Raw genomic sequence first — 17540 nt, forward strand, 5'->3', positions numbered from 1 at the left:
GATGACGTGCATAAGTGGATGACGTGCTTAAGTAGATAATGTGCTTAAGTATGTCATTAGGCCGTTGCCAAACTACTTAAATGGATTTTAATAATCAGGTGAAATATGTGGTCAGTCATATTGGTTGCTGCAGGCGGTGGATTAGGCGCTGTTTCGCGTTTGGGAACAAGCCTTTTGGCTCTGAAACTATGGGGGGCCCGTTTTCCTTATGGTACATTAATTGTTAACAGTTTCGGCTCCTTTCTGGCTGGCTTTTTAATGATTTTGCTGTTGGAGCGATTTGCTGTCAGCGACTACTGGCGCTTGTTCTTTATGGTAGGCTTTCTCGGTGGCTTTACCACTTTTTCCAGTTTTTCATGGGAAACCTGGATGCTCTATCAGGACAGCCAATATTGGATCGCCTGTTTGAATGTGGTATTGAATAATTTCTTGGCTTTAGGATTGGCTTTTCTTGGTATGCATTTGGGACGCTGGCTTGGAGGAATATATTGATGCAGGTTAAAGTAGTACGTATTTATCTTAGTGAGGATTCTCCCTGGCTGAATGAGATATATAACTATCTTCATGATCAGAAAGTAAAGGGCGCCACTATTTTTCGCGGAGTGAAGGGCTTTGGTCATACGGGTAAACTGCGAGAGGCCAAATTAATGGATATGCATTTTAATTTGCCGATGGTCCTCGAATTTGTGGACGAACCCGCCATTGTCGATAAGGTTTTGAAATTTTTGGATGGCAAAATCGAGTCGGGCCGAGTTTTACAATGGAATGCTGAATTAACCATTGGTTAGTTCTGGCGTTAGTAGATGATAATTGAGGTGAATTCATGTTGGATATCCAGTTGTTGCGCGAAAATCCCCATTTGATTGCCGAGAAATTGGCAACACGCGGTTTTCGATTTGATACAGAACAATTCCTGCAGCTGGAGGAGCAACGAAAATCCTTGCAGGTAGCCACGCAGGCTTTACAGAACGAGCGTAATCAGCGTTCCAAAATGATCGGGCTTGCCAAATCACGCGGAGAAGATATTGAACCGATGCGTGATGCGGTGAACGAACTTGGAAAGCAGCTGGAAATCAACAAGCAGGACCTGGAAGCCGTCCTCAGACAACTGGATGCTTTGTTACTTTCCCTTCCCAATATTCCCCATGAAACAGTGCCCGCAGGGAAAGATGAAACAGAGAATAAGGAAGTACGACGTTGGGGTGAAGTTCCCCGTTTCGATTTTCCTGTCAAATCCCATGATGAGCTGGGCGAGGCGAAAGGCTTGCTTGATTTTTCCCTGGCTGTAAAAATAACCGGCAGCCGCTTTGTGGTGATGAAGCAGAAACTTGCTCGTATGCATCGGGCATTGATACAGTTTATGCTGGATATTCACACTCAGGAGCATGGCTATAATGAAATTTATGTACCCTATATTGTCAATGCGGACAGCTTACTGGGAACAGGACAATTACCCAAATTTGAAAATGACCTGTTTAAGTTGGCTGGGGATCAGAATTATTATCTCACTTCAACTGCAGAAATTCCGGTCACTAACACCGTGCGAGATTGTATTATTCCTCATCAGGAGCTGCCGATACAGCATGCCTGTCATTCCCCTTGTTTCCGCAGCGAAGCGGGTTCATACGGAAAAGATACGAAAGGAATGATAAGACAGCATCAATTTGAAAAAGTAGAACTGGTGTGGATAACCAGGCCTGAAGACTCCTATGAAACGCTCGAAAAACTCACCAGTCATGCGGAAGTGATTTTGCAGCGTCTTGGCCTGGCCTATCGCGTTGTCAGCTTATGTACAGGTGATTTGGGCGCTGGATCCGCTAAAACCTATGATCTTGAAGTTTGGCTGCCTAGTCAGAATACTTATCGTGAAATTTCCTCCTGTTCCAACATGGAAGCATTTCAAGCCAGACGAATGAAGGCTCGTTACCGCCATCCTGAAACGCAGGAAACGCAATTGGTTCATACTTTAAATGGTTCAGGTCTCGCGGTCGGCCGTACTTTGGTGGCTATTATGGAGAATTATCAGGATCAGGAAGGAAATATTCATATTCCAGATGCTTTACAGCCGTATATGAATGGTTTGAAAGTTATCTAGGACATAGATCTCAATATATAGGAAGAACAAATCTGCCGCTCATGAAGCGGCGCACTGCCATCAAGTTAAGGAATCCTTGTAGGTTGTGCCCTTGGCCCACGCATAGGGGTTGAACCACTCCAGAACTCAAGGTTGTGCCAAGGGCACAACCTACATGCAATTGCAGAATTTCCTTAACTTAATGGCAGTGATGAAGCGGCGGGGCCGCGACACGTTTACGCCTAGGCTGGAAAAACTTTAGTTTCGGGGTCAAAAGCGATCTCCATTGCTTCGACAACTTCCGGAAGCCCGGTTTTATTTAGCTGGCTTATAAATCCATTTGCAGCAAGACCTTTGTAACAGTCTTTCACTTTGCTGGCCTTTGCGGGTCTAGGCTGTTCTTCTGGATTGACGCTTTCTTTTTCAACCTCGAGTGTCTGAGCGGCTTTTGGCGTGTATCTTACGGTAACTGGCCCATCCACTTCATTGTTAAAGTCTTTCTTCATCGGATGAACCCCTTTTTGGCCGTCGACAAAGCTCTCAATTTCAAATTGATTTAAGATACGCATGAAAAGCTCATAGATAATCTCATGAGTGACAATTTTTCCACGGCAGCGGCGTCGATTAGCGCCAAATGTCAGATCGGCAGGCAATTCTTTGTGCTTGTCTTTATTCGCTTCCGGGTTAAACTCTCGCGCATGCTCTCCCCACTCTTTTTCATCAGTGGTCGCAATCCAGGTTGTATAATGCAATTGATCGCCCTGCTTAACGGCGAACTCTTCCCCCTCAAATTCAATAACGAAATCTTCTTCGGCTTCACCTGGCTGAGCGTAAATAATAGTCAACAGGCGTTCTAACTCTTTCACATAAGTCTGTAAATCGGAAAGCGTTACACCTTTAGCAAAATATTTCTGATAAATTTCATCCTGCCCAAATTTAACAAGACCATGCTCGATAAGGCGTCTGATGTTATCTCCACCGGCAAAGAGCAGGGCAATAATGATTTGCTTTTTGATATCCCGGCTGGTTCTTTTTACATAGTCGGCGCTAAGATAAGCGGGTTCTTCATCTTCAAGAATTTTATCAATAAAGGGATCCAGATGCTTCGCAGCAAGCTCACGCAGTGCCTGAATATTCCCGTAGGGATTCATAATATTTTTAAATGCCTCATGAGACACATGTTCAATTTGCCGGGCCAGTTGATCAATCCAGTCTTCATTGCTCCAGTCTGATTTAGGATAAAAGGATTTGAGAAAAATCTTCAGGGAAAAAACCAGAAAATCTAATTCAATCGGTTCATTATTGACAGAGCGTGCCTTGATTGTTTCAATTAAATCTCCGGTTTCTTTTTTTATCACCTTGAGAAAATTCGTTTGAAATTGATGATTGGGGTGTTTGGGATCTTTAACCCCACTGAATTGCAAACTGTGCATTTGATCGAGGAAATCATCATGAATTTTCTGATCTTCAGTCAGAATTCCCATACCAATCGCCTCAAGAATAGAGGAAAATGCTCGACCTCGTTTAATTGCTGGTCTCTCAGGATTATCTTCATACCATTTTTTAAAAGATTGAGCGCAGGGAAGTTTCTCAATTTCCAAAAGAACATGGGGATTGCCAATCGCAACTACTCGCTGCACGAGTCTGGGTGGAAAAATACTGGGAGAAATCACTGGAACATCAAGAATTTTGGTTTGATCTTTAGGTAGCGCCCTGTACCTGTCTTCGAGAAAATGCTGAAAGGCATTGAGATCTTTTCCTGCGTTGTATTTGAATGCCAAAGCGATAGTGTTGGTTACAGCAGAGGAGTAATCATCTGCTTTCTGGATCATCTTCCCAATCGTTCTGGATAGTATATTTCTATTATCTCTACTTTTTTTTATCCTTACTTCTTTTGCCATCATGCGCCTCCCAAATCAGGATTTTTTACGGAACTTCCCAGGTACGTCATCCTGAGCGCAGTGAAGGATCTCCTGAATCTGGCTCAGGCTTTTAATTTTAACTTTATCAAACCAGATGAAATCGATATTATCTAGTGATTAAATAGCTTAAATAAAAAAATTAAAACAAAATCAGTCCAAGCATTGTATAATATTTACTATAAATAATCAAAAAATAATCAATTGGACGGCTACTACTTCTTAAGGATAAGTTGATTATGAGTTACGAAAAAATTGATCCAACAATCATTCCTCCTCGCGGAGAAAATCGGCATTATCGCGTAGGCACTGTGCTCGGCGAATTTTTTTATGTTGGGGATAAACCGGGTGGTGTTGAGCCGGGATTTCTGGGTGTAAAAATCAATCCAGCTTTTCGACAAAGAATCAGTGAGGCAATACCTGCTGTTTTTGATAACAGCATGCCAATGAATCAGCTAAGAGAGACTATTAGTAATATGGTTGCGGAACCGGCTAACGTTCACTACGGAGAGCTTCTGAGTTTTAGCCAGCTAATTGAAAAAGAAGGTAAAACTGGAAATGTAAACAATCCCAGTCAGCAAAAGCTTGATTTATGGTTAATCAAACAGGATTACAATGATACGCCCAGTGGTAAAGTGTCGCCGCCAAAAGATCGCCTGGAAAAAACCAATGCGATCAAGTCCTTGCCAGATTTAGTGAAGGCGCCGGCCACAGCAATATACCAAAAAGTCAGACTTTCAGATCCTCAAGTGGAAAACACCAATGCCGTATTGGAGTATTTTGCCAATTCAGTGGCTAAAGCCTATGGCATGCACGTTCAGGAGCAGGAGCTTGCTTTTGGCGAATATTCCAGCGGCAAAGCAAAAATAATGACCGCCTGTAAGTGGGAACCTGAACTTAGGGTATTTGAAGGGAAGCTTCGCGGCAGTGTGAAGAAAGATTTATACCAGGGGCATCTGGTTCAATTTGAAAATAAAGAACCCAAAACAGTTAATGGCCGTTTTCTTGCAGATGATAGCGTTAAAGATTTGGGTGAATCCTTACCGCTGGTTCTTGCTCAGGGTGATCGTGATGTCTTAGGTTCACAGGGGCAAAATAAAGGACGGGTTGGAGAGTATTTTTTTGGCTTTGATTTTGGCCATGCTTACCGGGAAGATAATCCAATACTGGATAGTTTGAAAGATGATTTTACCTTTATTCAACCTGCGGATGCCAATAAAAAATTTAAAAATATTTCAGCTTTTTATGATGCTCCCATGAGCGAAAAAATGATGGGAATGTTTTATCTTTATCGCATGGACCCGGATGCTGCCGGCAAAGTGTTTTCTTTGCAGGAACAACGTAAAATTGAAGAAATGATTCTCGCTTATTCTGCAAAAAATCCGGATTTCGCGCTGCGCATCACCCGCATCCAAACGATTGACAAAGTTACTGACAAAGTGAAAACTGAACTTTCCGCAAGATCCAATCAAAATGTATTATTTGATCAATATGTTCACGAAGTCGAACACGCTTCTGATCGGGCGAGCACTGCTCATAGAAAGATGTTTCAGATTTTCAAGCAAAAGATGTTAATGACTCCTGAACAAGTGGATGTACTGGATAATCTGAACAAGCTTAGTAATCCTACCTCCATTTTATCCGGTGATGGCAAGGTCGTTTTAGCGCATTTACGGATAATGCCCACAAAACAACCTGCACTCAAGTGGAAACTAGGTCAAAAAGACGGGGAATTTTTATTTCACTGTGAACCTGAAAATCGCAGGAACGAGGCCTATCAGGCATTCACCAGATACGTATCCCGATTACAGGATACGTCGTTCGCCGAGGCTTATAAATTAAGTGCCGAAGGCATCAGAGTTCCTGCTGAACATATGCCGCAATTTTGCAAGATGCTGGATGAGACAGCAATTTTTACTTATAAAAAACAGACTGACAGTAAATACCACCCCAAAAGCACCTACATGCCCGATGAAGCAACGAATTATTTCTCCCCCAGTATTCGCGTCTCTGATGATTTGACCCAGCATTTGAACCAGTCCTCTGACAGTTTAAGTCATTCCAGGGAATCTAATCCTGATGAGTTTGAAGAGGAGATTTCTGAAACGCAGCAATATATCAGTAATAACAACAATAATAACAATAATCTTGCCGGAGATATCTTTTCATTTTCAAGCTCATCGTCAAGTTCATCCTCTACTGTTACTCATAACGTTGCTCATGCTGACTGGCATCAAACAAGCCCGCAGTCAAAACATGAGTTGAATCTGTTTCATCAGGATTTGGACCATGAAGTTTCCTCAAAATTCAAAAAGCAAATGCAGAGCCTGATAGGGTTGGAACAAAAGCCGGTTGAGAAATTGGTAGGAATTGAGCCTAAGCCGCGTTCTTTATCCGACGAGGAACAGGAGCATGAGGATGAAAGTGAAGGTGAAAGTGAAAAGGCCAATATACACCATTAGTCTGATTTTTTGCTGTCTAGCAAATTACTGTAGTTTATATTCATTCTGTGTCATTCCCAGCAGGCAGTAATCTATTTCCATCAGGCATGATGTACCAGATCATAGATTGATTTCCGCCTGCGCGGAAATGACAGAGTCTCGTAAAACGACAGAGCCATTTAAGCGGACTTCCACAACTGGTTTACACTTAAATAATAAAGGGGTGTTTCCCTTCTTATTTGATTGAATCAGGGAGAAAACCATGAGGAAGTCAGGATGGCTTTTAGGCCTTTTTTTCAGCGGATTTGTTTATCAGGTTCATGCGGCTGTTTTTATTTCTTATAAAGAAATCTGGCATTGTCATGCGCATGATTATACCGACCAGCGTTTCATCGCCCTTTCTTCAAACGAGTGGACCGCCTTGCGCAATGCCAAACTCCTTTGTAAAAGTCAGAGCAAGCAGCCCAAGACCTGCACCATTTCACGGGAAGACTGTGATGCAATGGTTAATGGAGTATCTGTGCGTCCCTTGTGGCAGTGCACAGCGATGGATAGCCTGGCGCATGTCTGGAAAAGCGGTATTTACCGCGTGGCTGATAATGCGATTAATGGTGCGAAAACCAGATGTTACTCGCACAGCGCAGTCCCTTCCACCTGCCATGTGAACCATTTGACCTGCAAGAATTTAAATCCCTATTGAGCAGATTTCAGGGCTGGAAATCTTTAAGGCTTGCTGTAAGATCAAGAAACTGAACAATTAAGGATGATCAAAATGGATTTTCAGTTGGAAGAAAAAATTGCTCTGGTAACCGGTTCGACCGCCGGTATTGGACTCGCCATAGCTGAAGTGCTTGCCCAGGAGGGCGCCACAGTTATTATCAATGGCCGCTCCGAAGAGCGGGTGCAGCAGGCCATTGCGCATATTCATTCCTTACATCCCAATGCCAAACTGCGGGCGGCACCTGCTGATTTGAGTACTAAAGCAGGGGTAGAAAAGCTGATTAAGGAACTGCCTTCTGTTGACATACTGATTAACAATGTCGGCATTTACGAAATCAAATCGTTTGTGGACATCTCGGATGAGGATTGGCTGCATATATTCGATGTCAATGTTATGAGTGGGGTACGTTTAAGCCGACATTATCTACCTGTCATGCTTAAGAAAAATGATGGCCGCATTATTTTTATATCCAGTGAGTCTGGCTTACAGATCCCCCCTGAAATGATTCATTATGGTATGACCAAAACGGCTCAGTTAGCCATTGCGCGTGGCATGGCTGAATTGACCGCCGGAACCAGAGTTACTGTCAACAGTGTGCTTCCAGGTCCTACTCAAAGCGATGGGGTTAATGATTTTTTAAATACAATAAGCAAGGAACAATCTCGAACCGTGCAGGAAATTGAACAGGAATTTTTCAGCACAATGAGACCATCTTCTCTTCTTAAACGCTTCGCCAGTACTCACGAGGTAGCGGTCATGGTTGCTTTTTTATGCAGTCCTCTGGCCTCGGCGACCAATGGTTCTTCTGTGCATGTTGATGGCGGCATTGTACGTTCCATCGCCTGATATCTGTGGTGGATTGAGTTGTATAGAGGCAAGCACGTATTTAACAGTGGCTTAATTCCTGTTATTTTTTCTTGAGAGTCTCGCTCAAACAGTATTGGAGATCGCCAGGCAAAGTGAGTTATTTTGGCCCGCCATCGATAATTTTAGAGGATTTTATTCTCTAGCCTGCCTGGCAGTTTAAATTGGGTCTATATCTTAATTAAGAAGCTCTATTATTAGAATTGAAGAGGGCAGGGGCGTGGCTATTATAGAGAAGGATAATTGCGGCTGTGGTTTTATTGCCAGCATCAATGGTAAAGTCTCTCATCGCATTGTTGAACTGTCGCTAACGGCTTTACAACGTCTGACCCATAGAGGAGTCGCGGGCGAGGATGGCTTGTCTGCCGATGGTTGCGGATTGCTTATACAGTTACCCAGGCATTTCTTCAGAAAATATGCAGAACAGCAGGGCTGGATTTTAAGCGCTCGATTTGCGGTTGGCATGTGTTTTCTAAACTCTGATAATGCAGAGGCTCAGAAAGAGCAATTAAATAATGAATTAACTGCTCTTGGCTTCTCTGTTGCAGGTTGGAGGGATCTCAGCGTCGATAGTGCCCTTTGTGGAGAGCATGCACGCAATAACATGCCCCATTTTGCCCAGGTTATAGTTAATGTTGATGATAAGCAGACCCTTGAACTGACTGAAGCCAGACTCATGCTCGCTCGTCATCGTGCCACTGTAAGTTTAAGCGGCGATCCTTATTTTTATATTTGTTCTCTTTCAACCCAGGTAGTGATTTATAAAGCCCTGGTTTTGCCCAAGTACTTACCCGTATTTTATAAAGATTTAAGCGATAAAGCAGTTAAATCCGCTTTCAGCATTTTTCATCAACGGTTTTCAACCAATACCTTGCCCGCATGGCGTCTGACACAACCGTTTCGATTTCTGGCTCACAATGGCGAGATTAATACCATTCAGGGTAATCGGCATGCGGTTTTGGCTCGAGCGCCGCTGTTGACCAATAAAGACCAGGATTGTCTGGATGAAATAAGGCCGATTATCGATCCCATCGCTTCTGATTCAGCAAGCCTTGATAATATGCTTGAGTTTTTAGTTCGTGGAGGTATGGAGCCTTTCCAGGCAATTCGTCTGCTGATTCAACCTGCTTTCAAAAAAAACAGGAACTGCGATTCAGAGCAACAGGCTTTCTTTGAATATTGCTCCTTGCAAATGGAGCCCTGGGACGGGCCTGCCAGTGTGGTGTTTACCGATGGGCGATTAGTGTGCTGTGCTCTGGATAGAAACGGTTTTCGCCCGGCACGTTATTTACAGAGCAGGGATGGCTTACTGCTTGTCTGTTCCGAAACCGGTGTTATTGATCTGGACGAAGAGAATATTCTTTGCAAGGGCAGAATTGGTCCCGGCGAGCTTCTGGCCGTTGATGTGAAGACGCATCAGGTTACGAGCACTGCCGTAATTGATTCCAGGCTGAGTTCAAAATACCCCTATTCAGACTGGCTGCAACAACATATTCATCATCCTCCGGCTGAATTACATTATGTCCTGGAGGCTAATCGGCTAACTGACCGGCAGGCCGCTTTTTATCGCAAGCTCTATGATATCAGCAATGAAGAAGTGAATGATGTCCTCAAGGCAATGGCGCAAACGGCCAAGGAAGCCACTGCATCGATGGGGGATGATACACCAATCGCATTACTATCCACTCGAAACCGCTCGTTGTTTGATTATTTCAGGCAGCAATTTGCGCAAGTAACTAATCCGGCGATGGATTCATTACGTGAGTCCGTTATTATGTCGACGGAAATCACCCTGGGGCGCCAGGCAAACCTGTTTGAAGCAAGCCCGCTGCATGCCAAGCGGATTATATTAAGCTCCCCGGTTCTTTCCAGCGGAGAGTGGGAGCATTTACAGACTCTGACTACTCAGGGCTATCCTTTTGTAAAACTGTCATTATCCTATTCAACTCAGGAAAGTTTGTTTGAGGCCATTGAAAGGCTTGGCAAACAGGCCTTGGAGGCAGTTAGTCAGGGGGCGGTATTATTGCTGTTGTCTGATTCGGACATCGATGTACAGGCTATTCCATTACATCCTTTGCTGGCAGTGGGTGCTATTCATGAGAGCCTGATTGAGGCGGGAAAGCGCTATGACTGTGACTTGCTGGTTGCCTCTGGATGGGTGCGCGATCCGCATCATTTTGCTGCCTTGCTGGCTTATGGTGCAGCCGCTATTTATCCTTATCTGGCTTATTCTCTAATTGCTGACTTCAATATCGAAAAGGGTTTAAGTAATTATGTGAAAGCCATTGAAGGCGGTTTGTTAAAGATCAGTGCCAAAATGGGTATTTCAACACTGAACAGTTATCGCGGAACCCAGCTTTTTGAAATTATTGGTTTAAGCAAGTCAGTTCTCAATCGCTGTTTCAGTCAGAGCGCTTCCAAACTGGAAGTTCTGGATTTCGGCGATCTCGATAGCCTGGCCCGAGCTTATTTCGATGACGCTCATAATCCCTATAGCTATCCGCGTCATGGCGGCTTACTGAAATACTTGCCGGATAATGAGTATCATGAATTCAATCCCGATGTGGTCATGAGTTTGCTCAATGCGGCAAAACAGGGAGAGTATTCGCTCTATCAACGTTTTTCTCAGCTCATTCAACAAAGACCATTGACGACTATCCGGGATGTGCTGAATATTCAATATGCTAAAAACAGTTTGCCTCTGGAAAACATTGAAAAAGCAGACAACATTTTCCCGCGTTTTGAAACGGCTGCCATGTCCTTAGGCGCCTTGTCGCCAGAGGCTCATGAAGCGCTTGCTGTGGCTATGAATACCTTGGGAGGGCGCTCCAATTCAGGAGAGGGAGGAGAAGCGGCCTATCGTCACAACACCATCAAGCGCTCCAAGATTAAGCAAATTGCTTCCGGCCGGTTTGGGGTCACTGCCGACTACCTTATGAATGCCGAAGTCATACAAATCAAGATCGCTCAGGGAGCGAAACCCGGGGAAGGAGGGCAGCTGCCAGGCAGTAAAGTGAATGCCCTGATTGCCCAGTTACGTTACTGCGGTGAAGGCGTTACTCTGATATCACCACCGCCGCATCATGATATTTATTCGATTGAAGATCTGGCGCAATTAATTTTTGACCTGAAGCAGATTAACTCGCAGGCCCTGATTTCAGTAAAACTGGTTTCAGGCCCTGGAATTGGAACTATCGCTGCTGGAGTAGTCAAGGCTTATGCGGATGTCATTACTATTTCAGGTTACGATGGCGGTACTGGCGCAAGCCCCACCTCCTCGATTAAATATACCGGCTCGCCCTGGGAACTCGGTTTGCATGAAACCCATCAGCTCTTACTGGAAAACAAGTTGCGGCATCGTGTCATTCTGCAAGTTGACGGCGGCATGAAAACAGGAATGGATGTGGTGAAAGCAGCCCTTTTGGGTGCAGAGAGCTTTGGTTTTGGTACTGCTCCAATGGTGGCGCTTGGATGTAAGTATTTAAGGATTTGTCATCTTAACAATTGCGCAACGGGAATTGCTACCCAGGATGATTTTTTAAGAGAAAATCATTATCAGGGAAGCCCACAGCGGGTAATTCATTATTTCACCTGGCTTGCTGAGGAAGTCAGGCAAATCCTCGCCAGCCTCGGTTTTTCGAGTTTGCAGGAAATTATTGGCCGCAGGGATTTATTACAAAAAATAACCACAGATGATCCACTGATTAACCGAATTGATCTCTCTTTCATGCTCGATTGCAGCAAAGTCGATGCCTCCTATGAGTGGCGAGAGCTTCCTAAAAGTAATAAGCCAAGAGATAAAGCAAGTCTGGCTCAGGCCATACAGGAAGCTGTAGAACCTTTGCTGGCAGCGCATCAGGATATTAATCTTCATTTTCCTATTCATAATGGCAATCGCTCAATCGGTGCCAGGCTTGCGGGAACCATTGCCAGACAGTATGGATTCAAGGCATTAAAAGAAAATTCAGTTCAATTATTCTTTAACGGGACGGCAGGGCAGAGTTTTGGCGCCTGGACTTGTCAGGGGATGTCACTTTACCTGACCGGAGATGCAAATGATTATGTGGGAAAAGGCATTAGCGGTGGAAAAATTGTCATCAGGCTGCCAAATGAGGCGCAGTATGACTCAAATAAGACAAGCATCGCTGGAAATACCTGCCTTTATGGTGCGACTGGCGGGATTTGTTATATAGCGGGTCAGGTGGGTGAGCGTTTTGCAGTGCGTAATTCAGGCGCTGTAGCCGTCATTGAGGGAGCCGGCGCTCATTGCTGTGAATACATGACGGCAGGCGTTGTACTGGTGCTGGGCGATACAGGCATTAATTTTGGCGCCGGGATGACTGGAGGTTTTGCCTTTGTTCTGGATTTGGCAGATCGCTTTATCCAGCAGTGTAATGAAGAGTTTGTCGAAGGATATCGATTAGCTGAGCTCGATACCAAGGAATATACTGATTATCTTGAACAACTACTGGACCATCATATTAACGAGACGGGCAGTCGTTGGGGGCAACAGATTAAGGACTCCTTCAGTGAGTATCTACCTCTGTTTTGGCTGGTAAAACCGAAAGCGATAGGTTGGAATAACTTGCGTGGCCTATGAAAGAAAGTAAACCTGTAGAATTCAAGTTTGTAACGGATAAGAGACAGGAGCCTGACAAGCTAAGTCCTGAAGAACGAATTCGTCATTCGGCATCCGTTTATCTGTCTTACAGCCTTGATCAGGCACAAAATCAGGCCGGACGTTGCCTGGATTGCGGGAACCCTTATTGCGCCTGGCAATGTCCTGTTCATAACCATATTCCAGGATGGCTGCGCCTTGTGGCGGAAGGAAAGCTGGAAGAAGCGGCGAATCTGGCGCATCAAACCAATCCTTTTCCTGAGGTTTGCGGCCGCATTTGTCCGCAGGAGCGTCTTTGCGAAGGGGCCTGTACTCTAAATGATGGTTTAGGGGCGGTCACTATTGGCGCAATAGAGCAGTTTATCGCCGACAAGGCGCTTGAAAATGGATGGCGTCCGGATATGAGCGCAGTTAAACCCAATGGCAGACGGGTTGCTGTTATCGGAGCAGGGCCAGCTGGGCTGGCTTGTGCATCTGTTTTGGCAAAAAATGGAACAGAGGTTTCGGTTTTTGATAAATATCCTGAAATTGGCGGTTTGCTGACCTTTGGTATTCCCGAATTTAAACTGGAGAAAAAAATTATAAGACAGCGCCGCCAGATTTTAGAAGAGATGGGCGTGCGTTTTCATTTGAATACAGAAGTAGGACGTGATTTAAATCCACAGCAATTATTACTTGAGTATGATGCTTTGTTTTTAGGATTAGGCGCTGATAAAGGGAAAAAAGCAGGAATTCCGGGAGAAGCCTTAGAGAATGTCTATCAGGCTTTGGACTTTCTGGTTCATAATATCTACAGTTTTCTGGGGCTTCCTGGTTATGAACCATTTGATTTTCGCAATAAAAAACTGGTAATTCTCGGAGGAGGAGATACTGCAATGGATTGTAATCGCAGTGCTTTGCGACTGGAGGCTTTTTCAGTGGATTGTGTCTATCGCCAGGGGATGCTGGATATGCCCGGCGCAAGGAAAGAAATTAAAAATGCAATAGAGGAAGGGGTGCATTTTGTCTGCCATAAGCAGGCTGTTGAGCTGATTGGTGATAAAAAAGTGGAAGCAATTAAGCTGGTGAATACCGTGAAAAATGCCAGCGGCAGGCTTGAGTATCAGGAAGGGAGTGAATATATTTTGCCAGCCGATACGGTCATTATTGCTTATGGCTTTGATGCCAATCCACCCGAATGGCTAGAGCATTTAAGTGTTGATTTAACTGATAAAGGCCTGGTTGAAACCTCAGAAAAGGCAAACTTTCCCTTCCAGACGTCCAATCCGCGAATCTTTTGCGGCGGCGATATGGTGTTAGGGGCTGACTTAGTGGTCAGAGCCATTGCTCAGGGCGTTTCGGCTGCTGAGAGTATGCTGCGATATATGCAGATTGAGTCTCGCTCTCTTTAATGATATCCCAGCAAGCCCGGTATAAGCGGCTATAATTCTTAAATAGAAACAAGCTTTGGAAAACAAATGGGCAAGAAAGCAGTGATTTTGTGCTTTGATAAATCTGAAGAACGAGAAGTTCAGGCATTTATGCGGCGAATTCAAAACAGGGAAGAAGAAAAGGGTAATGAGGACATTGAAGTACATATAATTTATCCAGTCGATGTCAATGAAGGCCAATACATGACCTGGGAAAGTGCTGAGCCGGAGGATGCCGATAAAGAAATTCTTGAAAGCATGACTCCCGATGATCATCTCTATATATGGGGACATGGAGCGCCCAGTAATCCTTATATCCCCGGCGCTTTTTATACTGAAATTGGCGACTATCTTGATAAAACACTTAATAAAGAAGTGTTTGGACCTGATAAAGGTACGCTCAAGATCAACGTTGAAATATGCAATGGCGGTCGCGGCGGGGTTCAAGGAGAGAATAGTTTTGCAGCCAGACTACATTCGTATTTGGGGAAACTTGGCATTTATTCCGAAGTAGCAGGCAGGCTTAGAAATGTGTCAGTTGATATTCCCAATTTACCCCACGAAGGATTAAAAACCATTCCCCGTCACTATGACGGCTTGTCGAATCTGATTGCTCTGCCGGATAGCTATTATGAGCATCAGGCGGAACGTTCCAAAGTAACTTATGCCTGGGGAGGTATTGATGGCAAGGCCCAGGTTCGCGTCGATGGTTATCGCAGGAGTCTGACCAGAGATTATCTTGAGTTAAAGGACGCGCTGTTGAAAGAAGTATCCGACTCTCGAATGCTTGATCCCCGGAAGATCCATAAGTTACTTCTGGGTATTGAATTCAGAATTGGCAATCCGCAAATAGAAATGAAACCTGGTGAAATCCATAAGGCCGCTCAGGAATTATATGAATATTGTAAAAAGGCAGGTCTAAAAGAGGAAACTCTGGAAAAACTGGGCTTTGAGCGGTTCATAGCCTCCATCTCTCGTAAAGCAAGTTCTAACGGATTTCTTGAGGCGCCTACTGGCGTGCGCTCGGATGATAAAAAACTGCCTGTAGAGGTGAAAGCTTTACGCGATATTCTTTTTGAAAATCCGGAAATGAAAAAGCTGAATAATCTGGTAGAACGTTTAAAAGAAAAAGCCGATACTAACCCCAATATCGCCCGTCTTGTTGAAAAACTGGGTTGTGAAGAGAGTTTTGCAGAAAGTAACCTTTATGCCAGCTTTTTTATGATGTATCGAAAATCCATCATCCATTTGGATACTGGAACAGTGGAGTTTCCGGTCGCCATCAAAAATATTATTGATCCGCTTAACCATTTATTAGAAAAAGTTTATTTAAATGAGGAGGCTTCACCAGCAGAAAAACAAAAATCTTTCGCTTTGTATATGCAGTCTTTGGGGGATTATACCACCGGTTCGACATGGGGCAATTTTAAAGCAAAGGTTCGCGGTGCCTTGTTCGGATTTAAGCTGGCCCATAATGAAAGACATGAAGCGAGTCTTCTGGAGTATATTCCGAACCTGTTTCGATCGGCCTACACCCTGTCCAATACAGAATTAGAATTTTTTGAAGGGTTTAAGCAGGACCTGGCAGAGATGAATGAGTTGATTAAATCAGATATTACGCCCCAGAATCAAAAACAAAATGCTTCAAAATATAGTATGAAATCGATGTTAAATATCGCTAAAATTCCTCCCAATGAACGAGAGGAAAATATTTACGCAGTGTTTTCCATTCTCGATGATCCTATGATGGATAATCAGGATGGCGCTACTCCATCAATTATTGAGGACATCAAAAGCATCGTCGGCAATCTGGATCATAATGATGAGAAAGCGATCGCACAGGCCTTAGTCGACATCAGGAAGCGGTTGGATAACTATGACGAATCCTCTTTGAACGAGGATGCGAAGAGTGTTCTGCAGGCCTTTGAAAATAGCAATTTGACATCGTTCGAGGAGTTACGCAATGCGCTTTCTGATGTTGAACATTTCAAAGATATCATGGATGACGCTTCATTGCAGACAAGGGTTCAGAATAACTGATATGAATACTTGGGTCGGGCGCTTTCGCCACACCTACGTTAGCTGCTTCTTTCTTGCAATTAAATCACCGACAGTATCAGCCAGAGTCCACTGATGCTTGAAATTCGTTAAATGGTATAGCTTTGATAAATCTGGACAGCGTTGTGTAATATCTATGAAATGTTCCCCATAGGCTTCCTCATAAGATAGGTACTGAATTAAAGAATGGCTATTTGCCTGACTCCTGACGAGTTGAGCCAGATCATTAATTGAAATCTCTGATGAATTTCCAATGTTGATACTTTGTCCCAGCGCCTCTGGCTCATGGATTAGCATATCCATGGCTTTAATCACATCTCGCACGTCGCAAAAAGAACGAGTCTGAGTCCCATCGCCAAAAATGGTAATAGGTTCATTGCTACATGCCTGTTTTATAAATCTCGGCACCACCATTCCATATAAATCAGTTTGCCGAGGCCCAATCGTATTGAAGATTCGTGCAAGTATAATATTTAATTGATGACGGTGAATATAGGCATAAGCAAGTGCTTCATCCGCCAATTTACTAATCGGATAAGTTGAAGTCGAACAAGATAAACGATGAATATTCAGATTATCATTTTCGCTGGAAAAGGTTTGACTATCACCATATACCGAAGATGAAGAGGCAATTACCACAATCGCATCAGATTTAATTTCACTCATGTTCTTTAAAACACGCTGACATCCCATCAGGTTTTTAATGAGGGTGCTAATGGGATCATTGACTACATTAAACATGCCGACAGTGGCTGCAAAGTGAAAAATTACATCGGCCCATTTTAAAGTTTCTTTCAAATCTGGCCATTCAAGAATATCCGCTTCTACAAAACTGAAGGAAGCGTTTTTTCTGAGCGCTTCAATATTTTCCAGACGTCCCGATGAAAGATTGTCAACTGCAATCACTTTATGACCTTTATTTAAGTAGTATTCGCATAAATGTGATCCGATAAAACCACAACCACCAGTGATGAAGATATTCATTTTTATTCTATATTTAATAACTTGCTTGAAATAACTATAGACCATACAAATCAATTAGCTAAATGTAGGGTAATCACCGCTATAAAATGTATACTTAACAGTACAAGTACCCATCTTCTCGAGGCCTCTATGGCAATAGTCATTAATCTAAATAAAAAAAGAAAAGCCAAAATCAAGTCAGAAAAAGAGAAAAAGGCTTCTGAAAATCGTATTAAATATGGAAGAAGCAATAAAGAAAAACAGCAAGAGAAAAAAAATAAAGAGCGTGATGAACGGCATCTGGATGGCCATAAAATAGAATAAATATAGTAGGTCGGGCGCTTTCGCCCGACCTACGCTTGCTAATTGTATGGAAGAAGCAATAAAGAAAACAGTTAGAGAAAAAAATAAAGAGCGTGATGAAAGGCATCTGGATGGCCATAAAATAGAATAAATACCGTAGGTCGGGCGCT

The 17540-nt window shown here is 43.6% G+C and carries 12 protein-coding genes; 10 read left to right on the forward strand and 2 right to left on the reverse strand.

What is annotated here, in order from left to right:
• The first annotated feature begins 105 nt into the window (after nt 1-105).
• Genes crcB through serS form a run of 3 tightly spaced genes read left to right on the forward strand, consistent with a single transcriptional unit; the run spans nt 106 to nt 2095 of the window.
• Nucleotides 106-492: a fluoride efflux transporter CrcB gene (gene crcB / locus LXA66_RS12120; protein ID WP_233013353.1), complete on the forward strand. Its 387-nt coding sequence runs from the start codon at nt 106-108 to the stop codon at nt 490-492.
• A complete protein-coding gene (locus tag LXA66_RS12125) occupies nt 492-788 on the forward strand; it encodes a DUF190 domain-containing protein (protein WP_233013354.1) in 297 nt (98 codons plus the stop codon). The genes crcB and LXA66_RS12125 overlap by 1 nt, the downstream gene beginning before the upstream one ends.
• A 35-nt stretch (nt 789-823) precedes the next feature.
• On the forward strand, nt 824-2095 hold the full coding sequence (gene serS, locus LXA66_RS12130) for a serine--tRNA ligase (protein ID WP_233013355.1): 1272 nt from the start codon (nt 824-826) through the stop codon (nt 2093-2095).
• A gap of 221 nt (nt 2096-2316) precedes the next feature.
• On the opposite strand, the gene LXA66_RS12135 is transcribed toward serS, so the two are convergent.
• On the reverse strand, nt 2317-3978 hold the full coding sequence (locus tag LXA66_RS12135; protein ID WP_233013356.1) for a cytochrome P450: 1662 nt from the start codon (nt 3976-3978) through the stop codon (nt 2317-2319).
• A gap of 254 nt (nt 3979-4232) precedes the next feature.
• Between LXA66_RS12135 and LXA66_RS12140 the strand changes: the two genes are divergently transcribed.
• From LXA66_RS12140 to LXA66_RS12165, 6 genes are all read left to right on the forward strand, one after another.
• Nucleotides 4233-6455, forward strand: a complete 2223-nt coding sequence (locus tag LXA66_RS12140; protein ID WP_233013357.1) for a hypothetical protein — start codon at nt 4233-4235, stop codon at nt 6453-6455.
• A 241-nt stretch (nt 6456-6696) separates the two neighbouring features.
• Entirely contained in the window at nt 6697-7134 is a 438-nt protein-coding gene (locus LXA66_RS12145) for a hypothetical protein (protein WP_233013358.1), read from the forward strand.
• 72 nt (nt 7135-7206) lie between these two features.
• Nucleotides 7207-8001 carry an SDR family NAD(P)-dependent oxidoreductase gene (locus LXA66_RS12150; protein WP_233013359.1) on the forward strand — a complete coding sequence of 265 codons (795 nt, stop codon included), beginning with the start codon at nt 7207-7209 and terminating at the stop codon, nt 7999-8001.
• Nucleotides 8002-8239: 238 nt separating this feature from the next.
• The gene (gltB, locus tag LXA66_RS12155; protein ID WP_233013360.1) at nt 8240-12619 is read left to right on the forward strand and encodes a glutamate synthase large subunit; all 4380 of its coding nucleotides are present in this window, start codon (nt 8240-8242) and stop codon (nt 12617-12619) included.
• Nucleotides 12616-14028 carry an FAD-dependent oxidoreductase gene (locus tag LXA66_RS12160; protein ID WP_233013361.1) on the forward strand — a complete coding sequence of 471 codons (1413 nt, stop codon included), beginning with the start codon at nt 12616-12618 and terminating at the stop codon, nt 14026-14028. Before gltB ends, LXA66_RS12160 begins: the two co-directional genes overlap by 4 nt.
• Nucleotides 14029-14094: 66 nt before the next feature.
• Complete coding sequence (locus LXA66_RS12165; RefSeq protein WP_233013362.1) at nt 14095-16086, forward strand: hypothetical protein; 1992 nt, start codon at nt 14095-14097, stop codon at nt 16084-16086.
• Nucleotides 16087-16119: 33 nt separating this feature from the next.
• Here LXA66_RS12165 and LXA66_RS12170 read toward each other — a convergent pair whose 3' ends face one another.
• Entirely contained in the window at nt 16120-17088 is a 969-nt protein-coding gene (locus LXA66_RS12170; protein WP_233013363.1) for an SDR family NAD(P)-dependent oxidoreductase, read from the reverse strand.
• A gap of 129 nt (nt 17089-17217) precedes the next feature.
• Between LXA66_RS12170 and LXA66_RS12175 the strand changes: the two genes are divergently transcribed.
• On the forward strand, nt 17218-17391 hold the full coding sequence (locus LXA66_RS12175; protein ID WP_233013364.1) for a DUF4169 family protein: 174 nt from the start codon (nt 17218-17220) through the stop codon (nt 17389-17391).
• Nucleotides 17392-17540 lie beyond the last annotated feature (149 nt).

This window comes from Legionella sp. 16cNR16C (genome assembly GCF_021297775.1).
GTDB lineage: Bacteria > Pseudomonadota > Gammaproteobacteria > Legionellales > Legionellaceae > Legionella_C > Legionella_C quinlivanii_A.